The 23,950-nt window shown below is 42.4% G+C and carries 27 protein-coding genes; all 27 read left to right on the top strand.

Annotation, left to right across the window (positions count from 1 at the left end; genetic code table 11):
• Nucleotides 1-30 precede the first annotated feature (30 nt).
• Complete coding sequence (gene topA / locus H2672_RS10425; protein WP_186671254.1) at nt 31-2,106, top strand: type I DNA topoisomerase; 2,076 nt, start codon at nt 31-33, stop codon at nt 2,104-2,106.
• A 645-nt stretch (nt 2,107-2,751) separates the two neighbouring features.
• Nucleotides 2,752-4,062, top strand: a complete 1,311-nt coding sequence (gene trmFO / locus H2672_RS10420; RefSeq protein ID WP_186671253.1) for an FADH(2)-oxidizing methylenetetrahydrofolate--tRNA-(uracil(54)-C(5))-methyltransferase TrmFO — start codon at nt 2,752-2,754, stop codon at nt 4,060-4,062.
• Nucleotides 4,063-4,479: 417 nt separating this feature from the next.
• Nucleotides 4,480-5,379: a tyrosine recombinase XerC gene (gene xerC / locus H2672_RS10415; RefSeq protein WP_186671252.1), complete on the top strand. Its 900-nt coding sequence runs from the start codon at nt 4,480-4,482 to the stop codon at nt 5,377-5,379.
• A 9-nt stretch (nt 5,380-5,388) separates the two neighbouring features.
• Complete coding sequence (hslV, locus tag H2672_RS10410; protein WP_156476072.1) at nt 5,389-5,934, top strand: ATP-dependent protease subunit HslV; 546 nt, start codon at nt 5,389-5,391, stop codon at nt 5,932-5,934.
• Complete coding sequence (gene hslU, locus H2672_RS10405; protein WP_370569633.1) at nt 5,934-7,331, top strand: ATP-dependent protease ATPase subunit HslU; 1,398 nt, start codon at nt 5,934-5,936, stop codon at nt 7,329-7,331. Before hslV ends, hslU begins: the two co-directional genes overlap by 1 nt.
• An 87-nt stretch (nt 7,332-7,418) precedes the next feature.
• Nucleotides 7,419-8,195 (top strand): GTP-sensing pleiotropic transcriptional regulator CodY, encoded by a 777-nt coding sequence (gene codY / locus H2672_RS10400; RefSeq protein ID WP_186671250.1) that lies wholly within the window; start codon nt 7,419-7,421, stop codon nt 8,193-8,195.
• A gap of 337 nt (nt 8,196-8,532) precedes the next feature.
• On the top strand, nt 8,533-8,925 hold the full coding sequence (gene flgB, locus H2672_RS10395; RefSeq protein WP_186671249.1) for a flagellar basal body rod protein FlgB: 393 nt from the start codon (nt 8,533-8,535) through the stop codon (nt 8,923-8,925).
• A gap of 2 nt (nt 8,926-8,927) precedes the next feature.
• The gene (gene flgC / locus H2672_RS10390) at nt 8,928-9,389 is read left to right on the top strand and encodes a flagellar basal body rod protein FlgC (protein WP_186671248.1); all 462 of its coding nucleotides are present in this window, start codon (nt 8,928-8,930) and stop codon (nt 9,387-9,389) included.
• Nucleotides 9,390-9,413: 24 nt separating this feature from the next.
• The gene (fliE, locus tag H2672_RS10385; RefSeq protein ID WP_186671247.1) at nt 9,414-9,728 is read left to right on the top strand and encodes a flagellar hook-basal body complex protein FliE; all 315 of its coding nucleotides are present in this window, start codon (nt 9,414-9,416) and stop codon (nt 9,726-9,728) included.
• A gap of 59 nt (nt 9,729-9,787) precedes the next feature.
• Nucleotides 9,788-11,377: a flagellar basal-body MS-ring/collar protein FliF gene (gene fliF / locus H2672_RS10380; protein WP_186671246.1), complete on the top strand. Its 1,590-nt coding sequence runs from the start codon at nt 9,788-9,790 to the stop codon at nt 11,375-11,377.
• Nucleotides 11,378-11,391: 14 nt separating this feature from the next.
• Entirely contained in the window at nt 11,392-12,405 is a 1,014-nt protein-coding gene (gene fliG, locus H2672_RS10375) for a flagellar motor switch protein FliG (RefSeq protein ID WP_186671245.1), read from the top strand.
• Nucleotides 12,389-13,168, top strand: a complete 780-nt coding sequence (fliH, locus tag H2672_RS10370; RefSeq protein ID WP_186671244.1) for a flagellar assembly protein FliH — start codon at nt 12,389-12,391, stop codon at nt 13,166-13,168. Before fliG ends, fliH begins: the two co-directional genes overlap by 17 nt.
• Nucleotides 13,169-13,170: 2 nt before the next feature.
• Nucleotides 13,171-14,502, top strand: coding sequence for a flagellar protein export ATPase FliI (gene fliI, locus H2672_RS10365; protein WP_186671243.1), 1,332 nt, complete (start codon nt 13,171-13,173; stop codon nt 14,500-14,502).
• Nucleotides 14,499-14,948: a flagellar export protein FliJ gene (gene fliJ / locus H2672_RS10360; RefSeq protein WP_186671242.1), complete on the top strand. Its 450-nt coding sequence runs from the start codon at nt 14,499-14,501 to the stop codon at nt 14,946-14,948. The genes fliI and fliJ overlap by 4 nt, the downstream gene beginning before the upstream one ends.
• A 7-nt stretch (nt 14,949-14,955) precedes the next feature.
• A complete protein-coding gene (locus tag H2672_RS19955; RefSeq protein WP_186671241.1) occupies nt 14,956-15,558 on the top strand; it encodes a MotE family protein in 603 nt (200 codons plus the stop codon).
• A gap of 40 nt (nt 15,559-15,598) precedes the next feature.
• Nucleotides 15,599-16,846: a flagellar hook-length control protein FliK gene (locus H2672_RS19950; protein ID WP_186671240.1), complete on the top strand. Its 1,248-nt coding sequence runs from the start codon at nt 15,599-15,601 to the stop codon at nt 16,844-16,846.
• 3 nt (nt 16,847-16,849) lie between these two features.
• Nucleotides 16,850-17,533, top strand: a complete 684-nt coding sequence (flgD, locus tag H2672_RS10345) for a flagellar hook assembly protein FlgD (RefSeq protein ID WP_186671239.1) — start codon at nt 16,850-16,852, stop codon at nt 17,531-17,533.
• Nucleotides 17,534-17,537: 4 nt separating this feature from the next.
• Complete coding sequence (locus H2672_RS10340; protein ID WP_186671238.1) at nt 17,538-17,918, top strand: TIGR02530 family flagellar biosynthesis protein; 381 nt, start codon at nt 17,538-17,540, stop codon at nt 17,916-17,918.
• An 85-nt stretch (nt 17,919-18,003) separates the two neighbouring features.
• Nucleotides 18,004-18,834 carry a flagellar basal body rod protein FlgG gene (gene flgG / locus H2672_RS10335; RefSeq protein ID WP_186671237.1) on the top strand — a complete coding sequence of 277 codons (831 nt, stop codon included), beginning with the start codon at nt 18,004-18,006 and terminating at the stop codon, nt 18,832-18,834.
• An 80-nt stretch (nt 18,835-18,914) separates the two neighbouring features.
• Nucleotides 18,915-19,136 carry a flagellar FlbD family protein gene (locus tag H2672_RS10330; protein ID WP_186671338.1) on the top strand — a complete coding sequence of 74 codons (222 nt, stop codon included), beginning with the start codon at nt 18,915-18,917 and terminating at the stop codon, nt 19,134-19,136.
• A complete protein-coding gene (gene fliL, locus H2672_RS10325) occupies nt 19,126-19,551 on the top strand; it encodes a flagellar basal body-associated protein FliL (protein ID WP_186671236.1) in 426 nt (141 codons plus the stop codon). The genes H2672_RS10330 and fliL overlap by 11 nt, the downstream gene beginning before the upstream one ends.
• A 138-nt stretch (nt 19,552-19,689) precedes the next feature.
• Complete coding sequence (gene fliM, locus H2672_RS10320; RefSeq protein WP_186671235.1) at nt 19,690-20,688, top strand: flagellar motor switch protein FliM; 999 nt, start codon at nt 19,690-19,692, stop codon at nt 20,686-20,688.
• Complete coding sequence (gene fliY / locus H2672_RS10315; RefSeq protein WP_186671234.1) at nt 20,681-21,907, top strand: flagellar motor switch phosphatase FliY; 1,227 nt, start codon at nt 20,681-20,683, stop codon at nt 21,905-21,907. The genes fliM and fliY overlap by 8 nt, the downstream gene beginning before the upstream one ends.
• Before the next feature lie 19 nt (nt 21,908-21,926).
• The gene (locus H2672_RS10310; RefSeq protein ID WP_186671233.1) at nt 21,927-22,289 is read left to right on the top strand and encodes a response regulator; all 363 of its coding nucleotides are present in this window, start codon (nt 21,927-21,929) and stop codon (nt 22,287-22,289) included.
• Nucleotides 22,290-22,296: 7 nt separating this feature from the next.
• Entirely contained in the window at nt 22,297-23,007 is a 711-nt protein-coding gene (locus tag H2672_RS10305) for a flagellar biosynthetic protein FliO (RefSeq protein ID WP_186671232.1), read from the top strand.
• The gene (fliP, locus tag H2672_RS10300) at nt 23,000-23,665 is read left to right on the top strand and encodes a flagellar type III secretion system pore protein FliP (RefSeq protein WP_186671231.1); all 666 of its coding nucleotides are present in this window, start codon (nt 23,000-23,002) and stop codon (nt 23,663-23,665) included. Before H2672_RS10305 ends, fliP begins: the two co-directional genes overlap by 8 nt.
• 12 nt (nt 23,666-23,677) lie before the next feature.
• Nucleotides 23,678-23,947 (top strand): flagellar biosynthesis protein FliQ, encoded by a 270-nt coding sequence (gene fliQ / locus H2672_RS10295; RefSeq protein WP_186671230.1) that lies wholly within the window; start codon nt 23,678-23,680, stop codon nt 23,945-23,947.
• The last annotated feature ends 3 nt before the right edge of the window (nt 23,948-23,950 follow it).

Below are 23,950 nucleotides of genomic sequence, written 5' to 3'. Positions count from 1 at the left end.
ACAAAACCTCTTTAAGGAGGCATACACTTAATGGCAGACTACCTAGTAATTGTGGAATCACCCGCAAAGGCAAAAACGATTGAACGCTATCTCGGAAAAAAATATAAAGTGCGTGCATCACTTGGACATTTGCGTGATCTTCCGCGCAGTCAGATGGGCGTAGATACCGAAAATAACTTTGAACCGAAATACATTACGATTCGCGGCAAAGGCCCGATTCTTCAAGATTTAAAAAAAGAAGCTAAAAAAGCTAAAAAAATCTTTCTCGCAGCTGACCCCGACAGAGAAGGGGAAGCGATTGCGTGGCATTTGGCAAATCAGCTTGGCGTAGATATCGAATCAGATTGTCGAGTTGTCTTCAATGAAATAACAAAAGAAGCGATTAAAGAATCATTTAAGAATCCACGGCCAATCGATATGGATCGTGTCGATGCACAACAAGCCCGTCGCATTTTAGATCGACTTGTAGGCTACAACATCAGCCCAATACTTTGGAAAAAAGTGAAAAAAGGGTTATCCGCTGGCCGGGTTCAATCTGTCGCACTACGTATGATTATCGACAGAGAAAATGAAATCAATGCATTTGTCCCTGAAGAATACTGGAGCATTTCCGGTCAATTCGAAAAAGACGATACTACATTCGAAGCGGAGTTCTTCGGCGATTCGAAGAAAAAAGTGAAACTTACAGACAAACAACAGGTCGATGCAATCTTAAGCCAATTAAGCGGAGATACATTCGATATTGCGAATGTTGTTAAAAAAGAGCGTAAACGAAATCCAGCGTTGCCGTTCACCACTTCATCCTTGCAACAGGAAGCAGCACGAAAGCTGAACTTCCGAGCGAAAAAAACGATGATGCTTGCCCAACAGCTCTATGAAGGAATCAACCTTGGGAAAGAAGGTCAAGTTGGTCTTATTACATACATGAGAACAGACTCGACCCGAATTGCCGATAGCGCAAAAGAGGAAGCGAGATCATTCATCGAAACAATGTATGGGGAAGAATTTGTAGCAACATCAAAGCCGGTAGCTAAAGGTAGCGCCGCAAAAACGCAGGACGCACACGAGGCAGTACGCCCGACATCTGTTATGCGACCACCAGCTGCTATGAAAACAGTATTGTCACGGGATCAACTACGTCTTTACAAACTCATATGGGAACGACTCGTCGCCAGTCAAATGGCGCCAGCGGTACTCGACACGGTTGCGGTCGATCTTGTGAATGGTGAAGTCCGCTTCAGGGCGAACGGTTCGCAAGTTAAATTCCAAGGGTTCATGAAAGTGTATGTTGAAGGTGACGATGATAAAGAAGAGGAGAAAGACCGTATCCTCCCGCCGCTTGAAGAAGGCGAGCAAGTGAAATTCAGTGAAATCGATCCCAAACAACACTTTACTCAGCCGCCACCAAGGTTTTCGGAAGCAAGATTAGTCAAGACGCTTGAAGAGCAGGGAATAGGTCGTCCATCAACGTACGCACCGACGCTCGACACAATTCAAAAACGAGGCTATGTAGTTCTCGATGCGAAGAGATTCCTTCCTACAGAGCTAGGCGGTATCGTTCATCAAGCCGTAGATCAATACTTCCCTAATATTATCGACCTTGAGTTTACAGCTCAAATGGAAAAAGAACTTGATAATGTGGAGCATGGTCTGATTAAGTGGGCTGAGGTTATTGGTAACTTCTATGGTGATTTTGAAAAGCATGTGCAAATCGCAGATGCAGAGATGGAAAAAATCGAAATCAAAGATGAACCAGCTGGCGAAGACTGTGAGAAATGCGGCTCCGCAATGGTATATAAATTGGGTCGATACGGCAAGTTCATGGCCTGTTCCGATTTTCCGGAATGTCGCAATACCAAAGCCATTATCAAACCAATCGGTGTGACTTGTCCAACATGTAAAGAAGGACAGGTCGTCGAACGAAAAAGTAAGACGAAACGTATATTTTATGGCTGTGATAGATATCCGGAATGTGAATACGTATCATGGGATAAGCCGATTACGAGACCGTGTCCGAAATGTGAAAGTACTCTAGTTGAGAAGAAACTGAAAAAAGGCGTACAGATTCAATGTACAGAATGTGATTATAAAGAAGATACGCAGTAACAAAGAAAAGCGGAGGGCGCGGCTCAGGTGCGACAGGCATAAGACGAGCCAGCGACGTGGCGGTTTTTGCCACATAGCTGGATTGCTTATGACCCGAGCATCTGGCGCCCGGAGCTGGACAACATAGAAAAGCGGAAGGCGCCGTCTAGATGCGGCAGGCATAAGGCGGTTTGGCGGAGCGGCGTACTTTGCCGCACAGCCGAAACGACTTATGACCCGAGCATCTGGCGCCTGAAGTCTGGACAACCAAGAAAAGCGAAAGCGCCTGGTCAGGGGCGGCAGGCATAAGACGGACCGGCGACGCGGCGTACTTTGCCGCATAGCCGGGCTGGCTTATGACCCGAGCCCCTAGGCGCTGGAGTCTGGACAACCAAGAAAAGCGAAAGCGCCTGGTCAGGGGCGGCAGGCATAAGACGGACCGGCGACGCGGCGTACTTTGCCGCATAGCTGGGCTGGCTTATGACCCGAGCCCCTAGGCGCTGGAGTCTGGACAACAAAGAAAAGCGTAAGCGCCTGGTAGACCCGAAAAGCGCTGGAGGGCCTTAAGATAAAGGCGCTCTTTGCCTTTAACTTAAGGACTGAAGCGACTCGAGGGTCTAGGCGCTGAAGCCTAGACAAAAAGAACACTAGAGAGAAGGTGACGGGATGACACCCATCGTAAATGTGATAGGTGCAGGCCTCGCGGGGAGTGAGGCTGCATGGCAAATTGCTAGCCGTGGAGTGAATGTACGCTTATATGAAATGCGGCCGGTAAAACAGACGCCTGCGCACCATACAGACAAATTTGCTGAGCTCGTGTGCAGTAACTCGTTGCGCGCGAACAATTTGACGAATGCAGTTGGTATTATTAAAGAAGAAATGAGAATGCTCGACTCTCTCATTATACGAGCAGCTGATGCTTGCGCGGTTCCCGCTGGAGGGGCGTTGGCGGTCGACCGCCATGAGTTCGCTGGTCATGTTACCGACACGATTCGAAACCATCCGCTTATCGAAATTATTAATGAAGAAGTGACGGAACTGCCAGAGGGAATTACGATTATCGCTACTGGTCCGTTGACATCACCAGCACTTGCTGAACAAATTCGTAAACTGACAGGCGAGGAATATCTATATTTCTATGACGCTGCAGCACCAATTATTGAAAAAGATTCAATCGATATGGACAAAGTCTATTTAAAATCCCGTTATGATAAGGGCGAAGCAGCCTATTTAAACTGTCCAATGGATGAGGAAGAATTCGAACGTTTCTATAATGCGCTTGTGGCGGCAGAAATTGTACCGCTTAAGGAGTTCGAAAAAGAAATCTACTTCGAAGGATGTATGCCGGTGGAAGTGGTTGCCCAGCGCGGTGCGCAGACGTTGTTATTCGGCGCACTTAAACCAGTTGGACTTGAACATCCGGTAACAGGCAAACTTGCAAAAGCGGTCATTCAACTTCGTCAAGATGATGCAGCCGGAACCTTGTATAACATCGTAGGATTCCAAACGCATATGAAATGGGGTGCGCAAAAGGAAGTTATTAGACTTATTCCAGGTCTTGAAAACGTTGAAATCGTACGCTATGGTGTAATGCATCGCAACACATTTATTAACTCACCACGTGTACTCGATGCGACTTACCAGTTAAAGGCGAACTCTAATGTGTTTTTCGCGGGACAGATGACGGGCGTTGAAGGATATGTCGAATCGGCAGGTTCAGGCCTTATTGCCGGCATTAACGCTGCCAATCTAGCACTTGGTAAAGAGTTAGTCCTTTTCCCACACGAAACGGCACTTGGCAGCATGGCAAGATATGTTACCGAGGCCAATCCGACAAACTTCCAACCGATGAATATCAACTTTGGTCTTTTTCCGGAACTTGGTAAACGCGTTAGAACTAAATTAGAACGTGCCGAGAAGCATGCGGAACGTGCGCTTAAAGCGATTAGTGAGTTCCAGTTAGTATCACTATCTTGAATAGTTTGTTTTTTAAAGGAGAAGGCTAGAGAAAGTATTCCTAGCCTTCTTCTTTTTATTGTCTAGGAAATTAGTAAGTCCCGTACTGTGAATAAGTTGAAAATTAGGTAGTAGACGCCTAAGTTCTAGTCCCTTGAGGTGGCGAATACTTGCGCTTTTGTCCTGGATATGAACAAATTGTGTCGGGAACGAGAACAATTTTAAAGAGGTCAGACTTCTTGGCAATAGATAGTTGCCGTACGATCAACATGTATTGTATAGTGAATCGTGGATGACTTTCGAATTTCTGGATTAGTCGCTATCTTTCGGCTATTAGTCAACTCGCTTTACTATGGCGTTTCGTAAATAATGTGTTATTATTCAAATGACTTGAAATACTTTAATAACTTAAAGGCTTCTATTCAGGGGGTGAAGTGTATGACAGTACAACCTTCTATCATCCGTGATGAATACATTTCGTACGTACGCTTAGAAAAGAACTATTCATTTTACACAGTGTCAGAGTATGAAAAAGATGTTGATGCATTTCTGTCATTTCTGGAAGTTGAAGGCATTATAGATTTGAACGATGTGACTTATCCTGAAGCAAGACTTTATGCTACTGAACTGTATGACTTGGGTTTATCGAGAGCATCGATTTCTAGAAAAATATCTTCTATCCGTTCCTTTTTTAAATTTTCGAATGACAGGTATGGCATTAGTGATAGCGCATTTCGTTCTCTCCATCACCCGAAGAAGGAAGAACGACTTCCGGCTTTTTTTTATGAAGAGGAAATGGAGTCTTTATTTTCATCCTGTCAGGGGGAAGATAGAAAGTCTTTGCGTGATTATGCACTCCTTGAATTACTCTACGCAACCGGCATGCGGGTCAGCGAGCTGACAGCTGTCAAAATGCACGATATCGATGATCACCTCGGCATTGTTTTGGTAATGGGAAAAGGACGTAAGGAACGATATGTACCATTCGGGAGTTTTGCGCAATCTGCACTGGATGCTTATCGTGAGAACAGCAGATTGAATTTGATGAAACAGAAAGAGCATGACATGCTGTTCGTCAATTTACGGGGGGACCCACTGACTGACCGGGGTGTGCGCCATATCTTAAGCATGATGATGGAACGCGCATCACTTCACTCGAAAATCTATCCACATATGATTCGCCATTCATTTGCGACCCACCTTTTGGCAGGGGGCGCCGACATGAGAACCGTTCAGGAACTACTTGGACACAGTCACTTATCTTCAACGCAAGTGTATACACATATAACAAAAGAGCATTTACGAAAAACATATATGAATACGCACCCGCGAGCATAGGAGGATGATCTGATGGAATTCCATGCAACGACAATCTTTGCCATTCGCCATGAAGGGTCTTGTGCCATGTCAGGCGATGGGCAAGTGACGGTAGGAAACGCAGTCGTCATGAAACATACGGCAAAAAAAGTCCGCCGAATTTTTGGTGGTAAAGTACTGGCAGGTTTTGCGGGATCGGTAGCGGACGCTTTCACGCTATTTGAATTGTTCGAAGCCAAACTCACGGAGTACAATGGGAACCTTCAAAGGGCTTCTGTTGAACTTGCGAAAGAATGGCGAGGTGACCGGATTCTACGGAAGCTTGAGGCGATGTTACTTGTTATGGATAATGAGCGTTTGTTACTCGTATCTGGAACAGGAGAAGTGATTGAACCGGATGATGGTGTTTTGGCAATAGGTTCAGGCGGCCATTACGCACTTGCCGCTGGCCGGGCTTTGAAAAAGTATAGCGGGCATTCGCTCACTGCTGCAGAAATAGCCCAAGCGGCACTAGAGACGGCTGCAGAAATATGCGTTTTCACAAATGATCATATTATTGTGGAGGTACTCGAATGATAAAGAGACAAGAGCTGACACCCAAGGAATTGACTGCACATCTCGACAGATATATTATCGGTCAAGACAAAGCCAAGCGTGCAGTGGCTGTAGCCATTCGTAACAGGTACAGAAGAAGTCTGCTTTCTGATGACGAGAAAAGTGAAATCATACCAAAAAACATACTTATGATTGGCCCTACAGGTGTTGGGAAGACTGAAATCGCGAGAAGAATTGCTAAGCTAGTAAATGCTCCATTCCTGAAAGTGGAAGCGACGAAGTTTACTGAAGTAGGCTATGTAGGCCGTGATGTCGAGTCGATGATAAGAGACTTAACAGAAGCCGGTGTTCGAATTGTTCGGGAAGAGCAGCGTGAAGCTGTGAAAGAGAATGCGGTTATTCTTGCAGAAGAGCGGCTAATCGAATTACTTGTTCCCGAAAAAAAGAAAACGGGCGGTATGCAAAACCCGTTCGAAATGCTGTTTGGCCAAAAAGCAGAGCAGGAAGAACCTGATTATGCAGAAGTAGCCGAAGTGAAGCGTAAACGCTCTGAGATTGCGACGAGCCTAAAAGCTGGAGAACTTGAAGAGCAAATGGTCACTTTAGAAGTTTCCACACAGCAGCCATCCATGTTTGACGCATTACAAGGGTCGGGTATGGAACAGATGGGTGCGAATATGCAAGATGCTCTTTCTTCCCTTATGCCGAAAAAGACAGCCAAACGGAAGATGAAAGTGAAGGATGCCCGAATCGCACTTGAAGCGGAAGAGGCCGACAAACTGATTGATCATGATGAAATCTCGAGACGAGCAATCGAGCTTACAGAGCAGTCAGGTATCATCTTCATTGATGAAATGGACAAAATTGCAAGTCGGGGTGGAAGTGGTTCGTCAGCCGATGTTTCACGAGAAGGCGTTCAACGGGACATTTTACCAATCGTTGAAGGCTCGACTGTTTCGACTAAGTACGGTACAGTAAAGACCGATTTCATATTGTTTATTGCGGCAGGGGCGTTCCACATGTCAAAACCCTCCGATATTATTCCGGAACTGCAAGGACGCTTTCCAATTCGGGTTGAACTTGAAAAGCTGACAAAGAATGATTTTGAACGTATTTTAAAAGAGCCTGATTTTTCTCTTATCCGTCAATACGAAAAATTGCTCAATACAGAAAATGTTGTTTTGGATTTTACTGATGAAGCAATCAGCCGACTTGCTGAAATTGCATTTGAAGTGAATGATAATACGGAGAATATTGGTGCAAGACGACTACATACAATCTTGGAGAAACTACTCGAAGAACTATCGTATGAAGCGGCTGATATCGGACCGGCAACAATCAAAATAACGCCCGCGTATGTCGATGAAAAGCTGAAAGATATCGCAAAAAATAAAGATTTGTCGCAATTTATACTTTAATCGAAACGTTTTAGTTTATTTAATGATTAAAAACCTTTAGAATATTCTTTAAACGCTTAGCAACTATTATGAGGAGGAAGAAAACAAATGAATTTATTATCAAAAACACGTGAAATTAACGCAATGCTACAAGAATCGGCAGGAAAACCAGTAAACTTTAAGGAAATGGCTGAGAAGCTTAGTTCTGTTATCGACTGTAATGCATTCATCGTAAGCAGAAAAGGAAAATTACTTGGTTTAGAAATACACCACCAAATCGAAAACGAACGCATGAAGCAAATGTTCGTTGATCGTAAATTCCCTGAGGAATATACACATCGTTTGTTTGAAGTAAGAGAAACATCTTCGAATCTGGATGTATACAGTTCACACACAGTTTTCCCAATTGAAAATCGTGAACTCTTCAAAGACGGCTTAACAACAATTGTTCCAATCGTTGGTGGCGGTGAACGCCTAGGTACACTAATCTTGGCTAGACTTAAAGAAGATTTCCAGGATGACGATTTGATCCTAGCGGAATATGGAGCGACTGTTGTGGGAATGGAAATTTTACGCGAGAAATCAGAGAAAATTGAAATCGAAGCACGTAGTAAAGCGGTTGTTCAAATGGCTATCAATTCACTTTCATATAGTGAACACGAAGCGATTGAGCACATTTTCCATGAGCTTGATGGCAATGAAGGTCTACTAGTAGCATCTAAAATTGCAGACCGTGTAGGTATTACACGTTCAGTAATCGTAAATGCACTTCGTAAACTAGAAAGTGCTGGCGTCATCGAATCTCGTTCCCTAGGAATGAAAGGGACATATATCAAGGTCCTTAATAATAAATTCCTTGAAGAACTTGAAAAACAAAAATCATAAGTATGTCATAGATGAAAAAAACACTTCTTCCGAATTTGGAAAGAAGTGTTTTTTTGTAATTAATTTAAAACGGAAAATAGAATAAAAGGAATTAACCGTTTTTTGTGGGGAAAAGTAGAAGTAATGGATAAATGGTGACTTAGGAACTAAAAATTTTATTGATATAATTAATCAACTTTGAAAAAGGTTGTTTTGGACTAAGAGATATTACACTTCTTATATAGACAAGAATCAACAAAATCCGCTACAATAAGAGTATGTGTTAAGAGTACTAGATTAGTACTGCGGAGTGAATACTATTTTGATTCACCAATAGAGGGAACATGAGGTGCAAGCAATGAATTTATTTGGATCAATGATAACGCAATTGGAGCGTGGATTGGATTATTCCGCAACAAAAGGGAAAACTATTTCGCAAAATATAGCAAATATCGACACGCCGAATTATAAAGCGAAAAATGTCAGTTTTAAAGAAGTTTTTGCAAATGTGCAAGGGAATTCGTTAGAAACTTATAAAACAGACGAGCGGCATATGAATTTTAAATCTAACGGAACGAGCCCTGGTGTTTTCAATTATTCCAATCTTCGTTATCGACAAGATGGAAATGGCGTGGATATGGATAAAGAACAGGCTGATCTCGCGGCCAACCAAATTTACTATAACGCAGTTGTGGACCGTATTAATGGAAAGTTCAATACGTTACAAAATGTTATTAAAGGAGGTCGTTGACGTTGACGATATTCCATAGCTTAAATACGTCTGCATCTGCATTGACTGCGCAACGCATGCGGATGGATGTTATATCATCCAACATGGCGAACATCGATACAACGCGCGGGAAAATGGTTGATGGTGAATGGCAACCTTATCGCCGTAAATCGGTTACATTCCAGCCGCGAGAAGGGCAATTCTCATCGATGTTAAATGCATCGATGGGCAAACAAATAAAAGGATCAGCAGGATATGGCGTTACGGTTTCTAGGATTAAGGAAGATACCGAAACGCCATTTAAGCTTGTCTTTGATCCGTCTCATCCCGATGCAAATGACGAAGGGTATGTGTCAATGCCAAATGTTGATCCGCTACGGGAAATGATTGACCTCATGTCCGCTACACGTTCTTATGAAGCAAATGTAACTGTGATTAATGCTAATAAATCAATGCTTATGAAAGCACTTGAAATCGGCAAATAATGATACTGGAAGGATGTTACCCGAATGGCCATACAATCTATTTTTAATCCTGCGCAATCAGCAGGGCTACTTAAGATGGACAATCAAATGAAACCAGCGTCAACGCCCTATGAGGCGCAACAAAGTTTCGGAACCTTTTTAAAAGATGCAATTCAAGAGGTCAACAATAAACAATCAGATTCAGATATGATGACAGAAAAACTAGTGCGTGGCGGAGATGTCGAGCTTCATGATGTCATGATTACAGCCCAAAAGGCGACGATTACGTTAAATGCAACGATGGAAGTAAGGAATAAAGTAATAGAAGCGTACCAAGAAATCATCCGGATGCCTGTTTGAATGTACGTAGCATTTGTGTTGTCCATATTTGAATTACGTAAGCTGACCGGGGGATTACAATGAATGAAAGATTGACGAAAATCAGAGCGGATCTTCAGACGTTTTGGTCAAGTCGTACAAAAAATCAAAAAATTACTTATTTGGGATCTACTGTAGTCGTTATTTTAATCGCCGCTTTCTTGACGTACTTTCTATCAAGGACGGAATATGTGCCACTTTATTCGGAGGTATCTCGGGCAGAAATCGGACGTATTAAAGAACAGTTAGATGCTCAAGGGGTGAAAAATAAGGTTGCGCCGGGTGGAACATCGATACTAGTGCCACGGGACAATGTAGATTCCTTGCTTGTATCACTTGCAGCAGAAGGGTTTCCGAATTCAGGAATGATTGATTACTCGTTCTTTGCAGAAAATGCGGGATTTGGAACGACAGATAACGAGTTCAATATGATTAAACTGGCTTCGATGCAAACTGAACTTGCGAACCTGATTAAAGGAATCGAAGGTGTGAAAGATGCAAAAGTGATGGTCACATTGCCGACAGAAAGTGTTTTCTTAAATGAGACTACGCAACAGGCAAGTGCATCGATTATGTTGAAAACAGATGCGGGACACCAATTCACTGATCCACAGATTACTGCACTGTATAATCTAATATCAAAAAGTATACCGAATTTAGCCACCGATGATATTGTCATCATGAACCAGTACTCTGAGTATTTCGATTTGAAAGCAACCGATAATACATACGGACCTAGCATTGCGGACCAAATGACGCTAAAAAAGACAATAGAGCGTGATTTGCAACGTCAAGTACAGATGATGCTAGGAACAATGATGGGGCAAGATAAAATTGTTGTATCTGTCACAACAGATATTGATTTCAAACTTGAAAACAGGGAAGAAAATTTAGTGTTGCCTGTTGACGAGGAAAGTATGGAAGGAATTGCACTTAGTGTGCAACGTCTTACCGAGTCGTTTACAGGAAATGGACCAGTCGCGGGTGGTACTCCCGCAGGAGAAGACCCTACAGATAATGGAACCGGCTATATGGAAGGGTCATTTTCAAACGGCGATTATGAAAAAATCGAAGAAACGGTTAACAATGAAGTGAACCGCATTCGTAAAGAAATTGTTGAAAGCCCTTATAAGATTCGTGATATAGGAATCCAGGTAATGGTTGAACCACCAACAGCAGATGATCCAGCATCAATGCCACTAGGAATGCAAGATGATGTCCAGCGTATACTGGAGACAATCATTCGTACATCCATCGACAAAGAGGCTGCTGGAGCGTTGACGATGGAGGAGCTTAGCGACAAGATTGCCGTTTCGATACAGCCTTTTAATGGCAAGGCAGTCGATTTGTCTACACCGAAGTCCGCAATCCCATGGTGGATTTACGTGATTGGTGGGGTACTCCTTCTTATTATCGGTATTCTTGTGTTTATGTTCATCAGGAATCGACAAAAAGCGGAAGAGCTAGAAGGATTAATAATGGATGAACAACTTGCAACATTTGATGTAGATGACATTAATAATGAACTTGAAACAGAAGGAACTATCCGCAGGAAACAACTCGAGAAGATGGCGAAAGAGAAACCGGAAGAGTTTGCCAAACTATTGCGTACATGGATAGCTGAGGAATGAAAGAGGGATGAACTGTGGTTAAGAAAGAAAAAGGGATGACAGGAAAACAAAAAGCAGCACTTCTGCTCATTTCCCTCGGTCCGGAAGTATCTGCAGCAATTTATAAGCATTTGAATGAAGACGAAATTGAACGTCTAACGCTTGAAATATCTGGTGTAAAAAAGGTTGAGGGGTCCGTGAAAGAAGAAATTATCGAAGAGTTTCATAACATCGCACTTGCTCAGGATTATATCTCGCAAGGCGGTATAGGCTACGCGAAAACGATACTTGAAAAAGCGCTTGGTAAAGATCATGCGCAAGCAATTATCAATCGCTTGACGTCATCTTTACAAGTCCGACCTTTCGATTTTGCTAGACGTGCCGATCCATCACAAATCTTAAATTTCATTCAAAACGAACATCCGCAAACCATTGCACTGATCTTGTCCTATTTAGAGGCTGAACAGGCTGGAATGATTTTATCGGCATTGCCACAGGAAATGCAGGCAGATATTGCGAAAAGAATCGCAACGATGGACTCGACTTCACCAGAGGTCATCAGTGAAATCGAAGCGGTACTTGAGCGGAAACTATCTTCAACTGTAACGCAGGATCACACGGAAACGGGTGGCGTCGATGCAGTCGTCGAAGTGCTTAATGGAGTTGACAGAACAACAGAGAAAACGATTCTTGATGCACTTGAAATTCAAGATCCCGAACTCGCAGAAGAAATTCGGAAACGAATGTTTGTCTTCGAAGATATTGTTACATTGGACAACCGTTCAATTCAACGTATTATCCGCGACTGTGAAAATGAAGATCTAATTCTTTCACTGAAAGTGTCTAGTGAAGAAGTGAAAGAAGTCTTGTTCAGGAATATGTCCCAACGGATGGCAGAATCATTCCAAGAAGAGATGGAAGTCATGGGACCTGTACGATTGAAAGATGTCGAAGAGGCTCAATCTCGTATTGTGAGCACGATTCGTAGATTGGAAGAATCAGGTGAAATCATAATTGCTCGTGGTGGAGGAGATGACATCATTGTCTAACGTATTTCGTTCATTCAATACGCTATTGGAGGAGGGAGAAACGAAAGAAATCTCCATTCGCAGCCTTTCGGTTTCGCGGGAAGTCGACACGGAAGTTAGTTTGTCATTAGATTCCATACTTGTTGAACGGGACCGCTTGTTGAAAGAGGCCAACAAGATAAATGAACAGGAAAAAGAGGCAATCGAACAGTTAAGGCAAACGGCTACTGAAGATATTCTAGCGATGCAAACTGCTTGGGCGAACGAGAAAACAGTACTTCAGCAACAAGCATATGACGAAGGGTTTCAAGTAGGTTACGAAGAGGGACATAACAAGTCATTAGCCGATATGGCGGCTTCTATAAGTACTGCAAATGAAACGACGGAGTTATCCTATGAAAGCGCACGTCAATATCTTGTAAGCCAGGAGCGCATCATTCTCGATCTTGCGATGCTTTCGGCGGAACGGATTATTGGACAAACACTCCTAGACGATGAAGAAATTTATTTGTCGGTTGTCAAAAGAGCCTTAAAAGAGACGCGTGAAATGAAAGAAATTAAATTGTATGTATCGCTCGATTATTACGAACTCGTTTCTGATAGTCGTTCTGAACTTGCATCAATTTTCCCGCCGAATGTACCATTCCTGATATTTGCAAATGATGATTTCGAATCAACGGAGTGTTATATCGAAACTAATCATGGGCGAATTGTAGTCAGCATAGACGAGCAGTTGAATGAATTAAGGGAGAAACTCATCGGTATCATGGAAAGTGGTGACTGACGATGAAAAAAGCAGCGGACTTGATTGGGGTTATTCCTACTGTAAAGACTTTCAAAAAAATGGGACGCGTTGTCCGAGTTGTGGGTTTGATGATTGAGTCGCAAGGACCTGAAAGTTCAATTGGGGATGTCTGTCATATTCATTTAAATAATACAGGCAACAAAGATTCGATTATTAAGGCAGAAGTTGTCGGATTCAAGGAAGAAATCGTCATTCTGATGCCCTATACGAATATCCGTGATATATCCAGCGGGTGCCTTGTTGAAAGTTTGGGCAAACCGCTTGAAATTAAAGTAGGGATGAATTTAATAGGAAAAGTGCTAGATTCAATGGGGAACCCAATCGATAACAGCATTCTTCCGAGAGGATTAACTACTGTTAGGACTGAACAAGATCCACCTAATGCCCTTACGCGTCCGCCAATCAGTGAAAAACTCGCGGTGGGTGTCAAGGCCATTGATGGCATGTTGACGGTCGGAAAAGGCCAACGTATCGGGATTTTCGCGGGATCAGGCGTTGGGAAAAGTACATTGCTTGGAATGATTGCCCGCAATACAACAGCTGAACTTAATGTCATTGCTCTAATTGGAGAGCGTGGTCGTGAAGTACGTGAATTCATCGAACGGGATCTTGGACCTGAAGGGATGAGCAGGTCGATTGTTGTTGCTACAACATCGGACCAGCCTGCACTAATGCGTATTAAAGGGGCCTTTACAGCAACAGCAATCGCTGAGTATTACAGAGACAAAGGTATGAATGTCATGCTTATGATGGACTCCGTCACACGGGTAGCAATGGCACAGCGGGAAATAGGCCTAGCAGTGGGAGAGCCACCTGCTACGCGCGGTTACACACCTTCAGTCTTTGCTATCTTGCCAAAATTGCTAGAACGTACAGGTACCAATGAGCACGGCTCCATTACAGCGTTCTATACAGTGCTTGTGGATGGCGATGATATGAATGAACCTATTGCTGATGCGGTCCGGGGAATCTTGGACGGTCACATCGTACTAGACCGGACACTGGCGAACAAAGGACAATATCCAGCAATCAACGTTCTGAAAAGTGTTAGCCGGCTTATGAACCACATTGCAGATCCAGTGCATGTTAAAGCGGCCGAAAGATTACGTGAACTGTATTACACCTACAATAAATCCGAAGATCTTATTAACATCGGAGCTTATAAACGCGGGACGTCTAAAGAAATTGATCAAGCAATTGAATTTGAACCACATATTACAAACTTTTTAAAACAAGGTTTCAAAGATAATATTTCAATTGAAGACAGTATAGCTGAGCTCATATCGCTCGGTGCTGGAGGCGGGAACGCATGAAGCCTTATAATTACCGCTTTGAAAAAGTACTTACCTTCCGCGAACAAGAAAAAACTGAGACTGAAGTGGAATTTAAAGGATCGGTTGAGGCATTCGAAACAGTGGCCACTAAACTGTATGAGTTGCTGAAAAAAAAAGAGGATACGCTTACGGAACAGCAGCTTAAGCTGGCTGTCGGTTTTTCAGTCAATGAAATTCATTATTATTCGCGTTTCATTGGCAGCTTAGAGAAAAGAATTGCAGAAGTGCAGCAGAAAGTCATGCAAGCGCGCTCGAAAATGAATTGGTACGAGAATAAGCTTTTGGAGAAAACGCTTGAAGTTCGAAAGTTTGAAAAAATGAAAGAAAAAGATCGTGAACATCATCGCACTGAAATGGAACAGCTAGAAGCGATTCAGCTAGATGAATTGTCGACACTGAAGTTCCGAAGAAGAGAAAATAGGTGATAATTTGGTGAAAAAGAGTAAACAAACAGAACAAGTATCTAACCTGGAACCGGAGGGGAAAAGCAACACCTTCCAAAAACTGTTTCTTTGGGTGCTGATTCCGCTGTTATTCACAACGGCGCTTGTTCTAATCATTGCAAAATTCGCAGATGTCAACGTATTCGACAAGGCAAAAGAATTGACTGGTAATTTGCCATTCACCACTGAAAAGAAAGAAGAAGATCCTATTATGGGTGATCTTGTCCTTGAAGAGCGGGTCGTGACGATGCAGGCGGAAATTCAAGAGAAAGAAGCCCAACTGTTCAAGGTCCAACAAGATCTTGATAAATCAGCTACTGAAAATGAAAAATTGCTGATTGAACAAGAAAAGCTCCTGGATGAGATCGCAGTGCTGATGCGCGATAAAGATAACTCAAAACGAAACTTCACTGAAATCGTAACGACGTTTGAGCAAATGTCCGCAAAATCATCAGCACCTGTCATTACGAAAATGAGCGATGCAGAAGCAATACGGATTTTGACAAGCTTGAAATCTGCTACTCTTGCTTCGATTCTTGAAAAAATGACACCTGAAGATGCAGCGAAATATATGACGATGATGACCAAGTAATTGGGACTTTACATAGCTACTTTTGAAGGGAGGTGAACAAGTGAACATCGCATCATTACAAGCAATGGCAGGGAAGAATGTAAAAACTTCGTCGAATAATGTGCAGTCAGGTCAGCGAGCAACAAATTCATTTGGATCAGTTTTTAGAAGTATCGCTGGAAATGGCCCACTAACTGTCGCTCCCGTAAAGGAACAGATTGACAGCGGGATAACCGATGAATCGATAATGGCAATTTTTAATGCAACTTCTATTGAAGACCTAAAAGATGGCGATAGTAAACTAGACTCAATTTCCAATCTAGAAGAGCTTGCAAGTCTACTCAATCTTGAATCAAAACAACTGATTGAAAGCTTGCTTCAACTATTGGAACAAGCAGGTCTTGATGAAAAGGGACTGTCGGCAGTGTCTAATGCGTATGACTTTTGGACTGTATTGAATGCCATTGACAACGTGGCACCTCAGTTTTTCGCTAAATTGACAGATGCGCTTGAAGGAAAAGGCGGAATACCGAAACAGCAGGCGGTTGAATTGTTGACGTTGCTAAAAGCTGCGGAACTTGTCGCGCCAATAACCGATTTGTTGATGAAACAAGAACAGCAAGTTTTCACGCTGCAAGGCTATCTTGCAACGGCCAGTGAACGTTTCGAATATGTACTTAATTCCAGCAGTACTGCGAAGAATGGCATGGTACAATTGATGGAGTCGAAAAATGTAGTCCGATTTGCCGTTCCAGTAGAAGCAGGGCGAACAATGACGGATGATGGAACTTCCAAAGATGCATCGCAACAAGTTGCCGGTAGTGCATTTGGTACTATGGTAACAGCTAAAGGTGAACTTACACTTACTGAAGTAGAAAATCGCAATAACGCACGAAATGAAGCCTTGATGAAAGAAATGCAAACTATTTTTAAACGTTCGAATTTCGGTCAAACTGACGGAACGAATCGCCTACTGATCAAACTGTATCCAGAACATCTGGGGCAAGTTCGAATTGAATTGCTACAGGTAAATGGCATTATGACGGCACGAATTCTGGCATCCACTGCACTCGGTAAAGAGATGCTCGATAGTCAGTTGCATCAGCTTAGAAGCGCATTCCTCCAACAAAATCTGCAAGTAGAACGAATCGACGTTTCTCAAACATTACAAGATACAGCGAAAAATGATCGTGACCAAGCGTTTAATCAGCACTTCAGAAAAGAAGGACAAGAAACAGATGAGCAACAGGAACAAAATGATGAAGAAGAAATGACGTTCGAAGAATATATGATTGATTTGGGGGTATAACGAATGACGATTGAAGGACAAAAAGCGATTTCAGGAACGGATTATTTAGTCAATAAAAAGCGAGATGAGCGTAAAACGGGTGATGGAGTAATGGGGAAAGATGATTTCATGAAATTACTCATCGCCCAATTACAAAACCAAGACCCAACAAATCCGATGAAAGATAACGAGTTTATCGCACAAATGGCTCAGTTCTCAGCACTCGAACAGACGATGAACTTATCGAAGTCCTTTGATAAATTTGCTGAAGCGCAAAATCAATCACAACTCATTCAGTACAACAGTTTTGCCGGAAAAGAAGTCCGTTGGCATGAATTAAGGGTAGATGATAAAGGCACGCCGGTTGTTGGGGAAGATGGAAAACCTCTCGTCGATGAAGGGACCAATCGTATTGTGTCCGTGAAGTATGACAATGGTTCTGTCAAATTCATTATGGACGACGGCAAAGAATTGACACCCGGCAATATTTCAGAAGTGATGTCTGGTTCTAGTGGAACGAATAGCCTCGTTGAAGCAAGCATGCTAATCGGTAAGTTTGTTGGCTACAAAGACGGCGAGGAAGTGAAGGAAGGTAAAGTAGTATCCGTTTCAAATAAAGACGGGAAACTGCAATACATTTTGGATAACGGTTCTCGAATTGACGGCAAAAACTTCACCTCAATAAGTGAAGAAGCGACAGTGAAGTGATGATATGGATAAATTAAATCTTCATCGTATCTCAGCACAACCACTTATCCATCCAGGCCAATCGCTGAAAATCGTACAAAGCCCGAAGCAATCGTTTCTCGAACATCTGAACAAAGCGGTGCAGCCTACGGAACTGAAAATTAGCAAGCATGCTTCCGAACGATTGTTGGAACGAAACATCCATATATCAGATGCAGAATGGGTACATGTCAATGAAAAGGTGCACGAGGCGAAAATAAAAGGAATCAAAGAATCGCTTGTCTTGATGGACCAAGCAGCGCTTATTGTGAGTGCGAAGAATTCAACCGTCATTACCGCAATGGATCGCATAGAAGCAAAAGATCAACTGTTTACAAATATCGACGGTACAATTGTGCTTAGTTAAACTTGGCAGGACCTTTATGGATGCCAACAGCCGCTGACTGATAGATGCGGTTACACTTTTTACAAACGAGAGGGGAAAAATATAAATGTTACGCTCAATGTACTCAGGTATTTCAGGTCTACGAAACTTTCAAACAAAACTAGACGTAATTGGTAATAATATAGCAAACGTCAATACATACGGATTTAAAAAAGGCCGTACGATTTTCAAAGATTTGATTTCACAGACGGTGGCGGGTGCTTCAGGAGCAACAGCGACTCGAGGTGGGATTAATCCAAAACAAGTAGGACTTGGATCGCAAATCTCGGCTATAGATACAATTCATACGGGAGGTTCTACACAGTTTACAGGAAACACACTTGATCTTGCGATTGCTGGGGATGGTTTTTTTCAAGTGGCTGATTCGAATGCGGCTCACAGTGCTTACACTAATACACTATATACTCGTGCAGGAAATTTTTACATGGATAATGCCGGGTATCTAGTAAATAGTGATGGAAAATTTCTTGTAGGTAACTCTACCGTGGCTCCTGCAGGGCTAAAACCAATTCAGATTCCGACGACTGCACAAAGTATGTCAATTGGTCAGGATGGTACCGTAACATATGTTGATGCAGCTGGTGCTTTGCAGACAGCAGGTCAACTTGTGCTTGCTAAGTTTCCCAATCCAGGCGGCTTGCAAAAAAACGGCGGGAACTACTTCCAAGCAACATCTAACTCGGGAGTAGTTGTTACTGGCAACGCGACAACCAATGGTCTTGGCCAAATCGAATCTGGCTTCCTTGAAATGTCCAACGTCGACCTAGCAGAAGAATTCACAGAAATGATCGTCGCACAACGTGGATTCCAAGCAAACACGCGTATCATCACAACATCTGATGAAATCTTGCAAGAGCTTGTAAACTTAAAACGATAACTAATACAAAACCCAGGTAATCTAACATAGCTTCACTAGAAAAGGAGGGTCGGGCCGGCTCTGTGCCTGGCCCCTTACATATGATACGAGTTACGCGTCTAAACAAAACCGAATTTACATTGAACGCGCTGTACATTGAGAAAGTCGAGTCATTTCCTGATACGACGATTACCCTAACGACAGGAACCAAGTATGTTGTCTTTGATACCGCTGAAGAGGTGAATAGCCGCATCATCGAATTTTATAAGGCGGTCCAGTTATTATCAAATCCGCATATACGAGGTGTAGAAGATGAAGAATAAAGTAATGATGGTATCCCTTATCATACTAGTTTGTATCACCCTAATCGGGGCAGTTGGACTCATTCTTGTTATGCAACTGAATAAAGGCGACGAAGAAAAAGAGCCGACAATTGATGAAATTATTGAATCTTCGGTTGATATCGAAGAAATTACGACGAATCTTGGCAACCGACAATTTGTCCGACTCACCTTGAAAATCCAGACAGATAATAAGTTAGCTGGAGAAGAACTTGCAAAAAGGGATTTCCAAGTGAAAAATATAATTATCCAAGAACTTTCCGAGATGACGTCGAAAGACCTTGAAGGAAAAGCTGGTAAAAAGGCTTTCGAGGATGTCTTGATAGGACATCTCAACCCGCTTATGCAAAATGGGGAAGTTCAAAAAGTCTATATCGTATCTTACATTATTCAGTAACTAGTTAAGTCGAATGTATGAATAACTATATAAATAGCAAAGAAGTCCCCTAGCGTCCCAGCGGATTCAGTGGAATTCTTTATTACAACCTAGATAATCAAGTAGTTGAACTAGAGTTAGATAGCGGGAGGTGACCATATGGCCGGGGATATATTATCCCAAAGTGAGATCGACGCATTATTGTCTGCGATTTCAACAGGGGAAATGTCTGCTGAAGACATGAAAAAGGAAGATGAGACTCGGAAAGTAAAAGTGTATGATTTTAAACGTGCTCTCCGATTTTCCAAAGACCAGATTCGCAGTTTGACCAGGATTCACGAGAACTTCGCGAGGCTATTAACGACGTATTTTTCAGCACAGCTACGTACGTATGTCCAAATCAGTGTCGCATCGGTCGATCAGATTCCTTTCGAAGAGTTTATTCGTTCTATTCCCAATATGACCTTAATTAATATTTTTGAAGTTCCACCGTTAGATGGCAATATCCTGATGGAAGTGAACCCGAACATAGCTTATACGATGCTAGATCGCATGATGGGTGGAGTTGGAGAAAGTCCAGGGAAAGTTGATAACTTAACTGAAATTGAATTGAAAATCATGACGAATTTATTCGAACGTTCTTTTGATAATTTACGAGAAGCGTGGTCGGGGATTATCGATATCGATCCATTCCTGACGGAGATTGAAGTCAATCCGCAGTTCCTTCAAATGATATCGCCGAATGAAACGGTCGTTGTTATCTCGTTCAATATTATCATCGGAGAATCAAGTGGAATGATCAATATCTGTATTCCACACGTGGTTCTTGAACCAGTCGTACCTAATTTGTCGGTACGCTATTGGATGCAGACCAATAAGAAGGAACCGACAGTAGAGCAAACTGTGGTTCTTGAAAAACGTTTGAAACAAGCTCCTTTGTCTGTCATCGCCGAACTAGGTAATGCAGAAATGACGATTGAGGATTTCCTTTACCTTCAAGTGGGGGATGTTGTAAAGCTAAATCGTAAAATTGACGATCCACTCGTCATTAAAATCGGTGATATACCGAAATTCATCGCACAGCCAGGGCAATTGAAAAACCAGATGGCTGTTCAGATAATTGATACAAAGATCGGAGGGGATGAAGATGATGAGTGATAATATCCTTTCACAGGAAGAAATTGAAGCGTTATTACGTGGGGAACCATTCTCAAGCGATGAGCCTAAGAAGTCTAGCCCAAAAGAAATAGTAACGGCAGATTATTTGGACGATATGGAAAAGGACGCGCTTGGTGAAATTGGTAATATCTCTTTTGGTAGTTCAGCAACAGCATTATCTGCATTGCTCGGACAAAAAGTCGACATAACGACACCTACTATTTCGGTTGTCAATAAGGAAGCTCTGGAAGAAGAATTCATTCATCCATACGTTGCCATTAAGGTGGACTATACAGTAGGTCTTAGCGGCATGAACTTACTCGTTATAAAACAAAGTGATGCGGCTATCATTGCGGATCTGATGTTGGGCGGAGATGGTTTAAATCCGAATATGGATCTTGGTGAAATTCATTTAAGTGCTGTCCAAGAAGCGATGAACCAAATGATGGGTTCCGCGGCTACTTCGATGTCGACTTTGTTCAATAAAAAAGTGGATATTTCACCACCAACAATCAATTTGATGGATGTCCTAGAAGATAAAGGCCGGGATCTTATTCCGGAAGATGACTTATTGATAAAAGTATCGTTTGCGCTTAAAGTAGGCGACCTGATCGATTCAAACATTATGCAATTACTACCACTAGGATTCGGCAAGAAATTAGTTGCCTCTCTCATGGGTGGCGACGCAGAAGAGGAAACTGCGGCAGTTGCCGAGATGACTCGACCAACAGAACAGCAATCCACTCCAGTCCAACAGCCAGCACAGCAACAACAAGTACACCAGCAGTCGTACGAACAATTTGGTTATGGTCAAGATATGCAGCAACCGTCTTATGACGCACAATACGACCAATTAGGACCACAACAGCAGATGCAAATGCGTCCGCAACAACCGCAGGTACAAGTTCAGCAGGCACAGTTTGCAAGCTTTGAAAGCCCATCTTTGAATAAGTCTGAATCCAATAACTTGAATATGCTCCTTGATATTCCTTTACAAGTAACGGTCGAACTTGGAAGAACAAAGCGTTCGGTTAAGGAGATTTTGGAAATGTCGAGTGGTTCCATTATTGAACTGGACAAACTTGCGGGAGAACCGGTTGATATATTAGTAAATAACCGCCATATCGCAAAGGGAGAAGTTGTTGTTATCGACGAAAACTTCGGAGTGCGAATTACAGATATTTTGAGTCAAGCAGAACGTGTAAATAATTTAAGATAACTTAACGGGGGTAATGACAATGAGTAGACGTATATTAATAGTAGACGATGCAGCTTTCATGCGAATGATGATTAAAGATATTTTGACAAAGAACAATTTCGAAGTGGTTGGCGAGGCGGCAGATGGTGTACAAGCTATTGAAAAGTATTTCGATTTAAAACCTGATCTTGTCACAATGGACATTACAATGCCAGAAATGGATGGTATTGCAGCTTTAAAAGCGATTAAAGAAAAAGACCCTTCGGCAAAGATCATCATGTGTTCAGCAATGGGGCAGCAGGCTATGGTAATCGATGCAATTCAAGCTGGTGCAAAAGACTTTATCGTTAAACCATTCCAGGCGGATCGTGTTGTTGAAGCAATCGAAAAAGCATTAGGATAATCGAGGGATGAAATTAACGATTGTACTAAAATACTTGTCAGCATTCATTCTAATCATCTTCCTAGTAACCCAATTGCCATACGTATCCGTGCACGCAGATACCGACGTGGATCCGAATAAACCGGTGTCCGATATGTTTAACAAAGACCCGGAAAAGGGTACCAGTACCGACACCGATGAGGGCAAGTTAACACCGTCACCTGCTGATGACCTGACTACGGACAAGGCGGGTGTCGGTTCCTCGGCGGGGGACTACATAAAAACGTTATTCGCTTTAGTGTTCGTCCTCGGGTTATTATTCGGTCTATTGAAGTTCGTTAATCGAAAAAATAAGCTCTACGATAAAAATCGACTTATGAAAAACATGGGTGGTATTTCGCTCGGTCAGCATAAATCGATACAATTGGTCTTAATAGGTGAGTCCTATTACGTTATCGGGGTTGGAAACGATATCCGTCTGTTAAAAGAGATTACGGATCCCGATGAAGTCGATAAACTAGTTGAATTCTACGAGGGTGGTAGTTCAGAGTTAACAGATGGGATGCTCAATCGGATTCTTGCTAAAGTAACAGGAAAACCGAAAAGTGCCTCGAATGGGACAACGCAAGAGTCACCTGACTTCGGTAATATATTTCAATCAAAGCTTGAGGAGATGAAAGAAGAGAGAAAACGGCATATCAGCCGGTTGACAGAAAAGGAGCGCAACCGAGATGAATGATTTTGCTCAGTTTTTCTCAGATAGTGATCCAACAAATGTATCAACATCTATCAAAATGATGTTGCTTCTGACTGTCTTGTCTCTAGCTCCAGCTATTCTAATTTTAATGACTTCTTTTGCGAGGATTATCATAGTTCTGTCATTCGTCAGAACTGCACTTGCAACACAGCAGATGCCTCCCAACCAAGTACTTGTCGGTCTAGCACTCTTTTTAACATTTTTCATCATGGCTCCAACGTTTCAGCAAGTGAATGATAAGGCTTTAACACCATTATTTGCCGATGAGATTTCGCTTGACGAAGCATATGAACAGGCAAGTATCCCGTTCAAAGAGTTCATGAGTAAACATACAAGACAAAAGGATTTGGAATTATTCCTTCGCTACAATAAAGCAGATCGACCTGAATCACTAGAAGACATTTCACTGACAATGTTAGTTCCAGCATTCGCACTGAGTGAAATTAAAACGGCATTCCAAATGGGCTTTATGATTTTCATTCCATTTTTAGTTATTGACATGATTGTAGCAAGTATCCTTATGTCAATGGGAATGATGATGTTACCGCCAGTTATGATTTCGTTGCCGTTTAAAATATTGCTGTTCGTCCTTGTGGATGGTTGGTATCTCATTATCAAATCATTGTTGCAAAGTTTTTAGGAGGGGTTTTGAATGACGCAAGAATTAGTCATAGAGATAGCTGAGCGTGCCATCTGGGTCATTCTTTTGACTTCAGGCCCTCTCCTTATCCTTGCACTTGTGACAGGGCTTTCCGTTAGTATTTTCCAGGCAACCACACAAATTCAGGAACAAACACTAGCATTCGTGCCTAAAATTGTTTCTGTTTTAGTTGGGATTGTCGTTTTCGGCCCCTGGATGCTAGCGAGAGTTACAACGTATGCAGCAGATATTTTTGAAAATCTTGGACGGTATGTCGGGTGATTA

The sequence above is a fragment of the Sporosarcina sp. BP05 genome, from assembly GCF_014282005.1.
In the GTDB taxonomy this organism is placed as follows: Bacteria; Bacillota; Bacilli; order Bacillales_A; family Planococcaceae; genus Sporosarcina.
The sequence above is the reverse complement of the archived record's forward strand: the minus strand, read 5'-3'. Positions and strand labels throughout refer to the sequence as shown.

What these genes read in the sequence shown, in the direction of transcription:
- H2672_RS10305 (WP_186671232.1), top strand. Translation starts at nt 22,297, where the DNA reads ATGAAATTAACGATTGTACTAAAATACTTGTCAGCATTCATTCTAATC.
- topA (WP_186671254.1), top strand. Translation starts at nt 31, where the DNA reads ATGGCAGACTACCTAGTAATTGTGGAATCACCCGCAAAGGCAAAAACG.
- fliF (WP_186671246.1), top strand. Translation starts at nt 9,788, where the DNA reads ATGAATGAAAGATTGACGAAAATCAGAGCGGATCTTCAGACGTTTTGG.
- fliY (WP_186671234.1), top strand. Translation starts at nt 20,681, where the DNA reads ATGAGTGATAATATCCTTTCACAGGAAGAAATTGAAGCGTTATTACGT.
- H2672_RS10310 (WP_186671233.1), top strand. Translation starts at nt 21,927, where the DNA reads ATGAGTAGACGTATATTAATAGTAGACGATGCAGCTTTCATGCGAATG.
- flgD (WP_186671239.1), top strand. Translation starts at nt 16,850, where the DNA reads ATGACGATTGAAGGACAAAAAGCGATTTCAGGAACGGATTATTTAGTC.
- fliJ (WP_186671242.1), top strand. Translation starts at nt 14,499, where the DNA reads ATGAAGCCTTATAATTACCGCTTTGAAAAAGTACTTACCTTCCGCGAA.
- xerC (WP_186671252.1), top strand. Translation starts at nt 4,480, where the DNA reads ATGACAGTACAACCTTCTATCATCCGTGATGAATACATTTCGTACGTA.
- trmFO (WP_186671253.1), top strand. Translation starts at nt 2,752, where the DNA reads ATGACACCCATCGTAAATGTGATAGGTGCAGGCCTCGCGGGGAGTGAG.
- fliM (WP_186671235.1), top strand. Translation starts at nt 19,690, where the DNA reads ATGGCCGGGGATATATTATCCCAAAGTGAGATCGACGCATTATTGTCT.
- fliH (WP_186671244.1), top strand. Translation starts at nt 12,389, where the DNA reads ATGACATCATTGTCTAACGTATTTCGTTCATTCAATACGCTATTGGAG.
- H2672_RS10330 (WP_186671338.1), top strand. Translation starts at nt 18,915, where the DNA reads ATGATACGAGTTACGCGTCTAAACAAAACCGAATTTACATTGAACGCG.
- fliP (WP_186671231.1), top strand. Translation starts at nt 23,000, where the DNA reads ATGAATGATTTTGCTCAGTTTTTCTCAGATAGTGATCCAACAAATGTA.
- fliL (WP_186671236.1), top strand. Translation starts at nt 19,126, where the DNA reads ATGAAGAATAAAGTAATGATGGTATCCCTTATCATACTAGTTTGTATC.
- H2672_RS10340 (WP_186671238.1), top strand. Translation starts at nt 17,538, where the DNA reads ATGGATAAATTAAATCTTCATCGTATCTCAGCACAACCACTTATCCAT.
- fliE (WP_186671247.1), top strand. Translation starts at nt 9,414, where the DNA reads ATGGCCATACAATCTATTTTTAATCCTGCGCAATCAGCAGGGCTACTT.
- fliI (WP_186671243.1), top strand. Translation starts at nt 13,171, where the DNA reads ATGAAAAAAGCAGCGGACTTGATTGGGGTTATTCCTACTGTAAAGACT.
- flgB (WP_186671249.1), top strand. Translation starts at nt 8,533, where the DNA reads ATGAATTTATTTGGATCAATGATAACGCAATTGGAGCGTGGATTGGAT.
- flgG (WP_186671237.1), top strand. Translation starts at nt 18,004, where the DNA reads ATGTTACGCTCAATGTACTCAGGTATTTCAGGTCTACGAAACTTTCAA.
- fliQ (WP_186671230.1), top strand. Translation starts at nt 23,678, where the DNA reads ATGACGCAAGAATTAGTCATAGAGATAGCTGAGCGTGCCATCTGGGTC.
- codY (WP_186671250.1), top strand. Translation starts at nt 7,419, where the DNA reads ATGAATTTATTATCAAAAACACGTGAAATTAACGCAATGCTACAAGAA.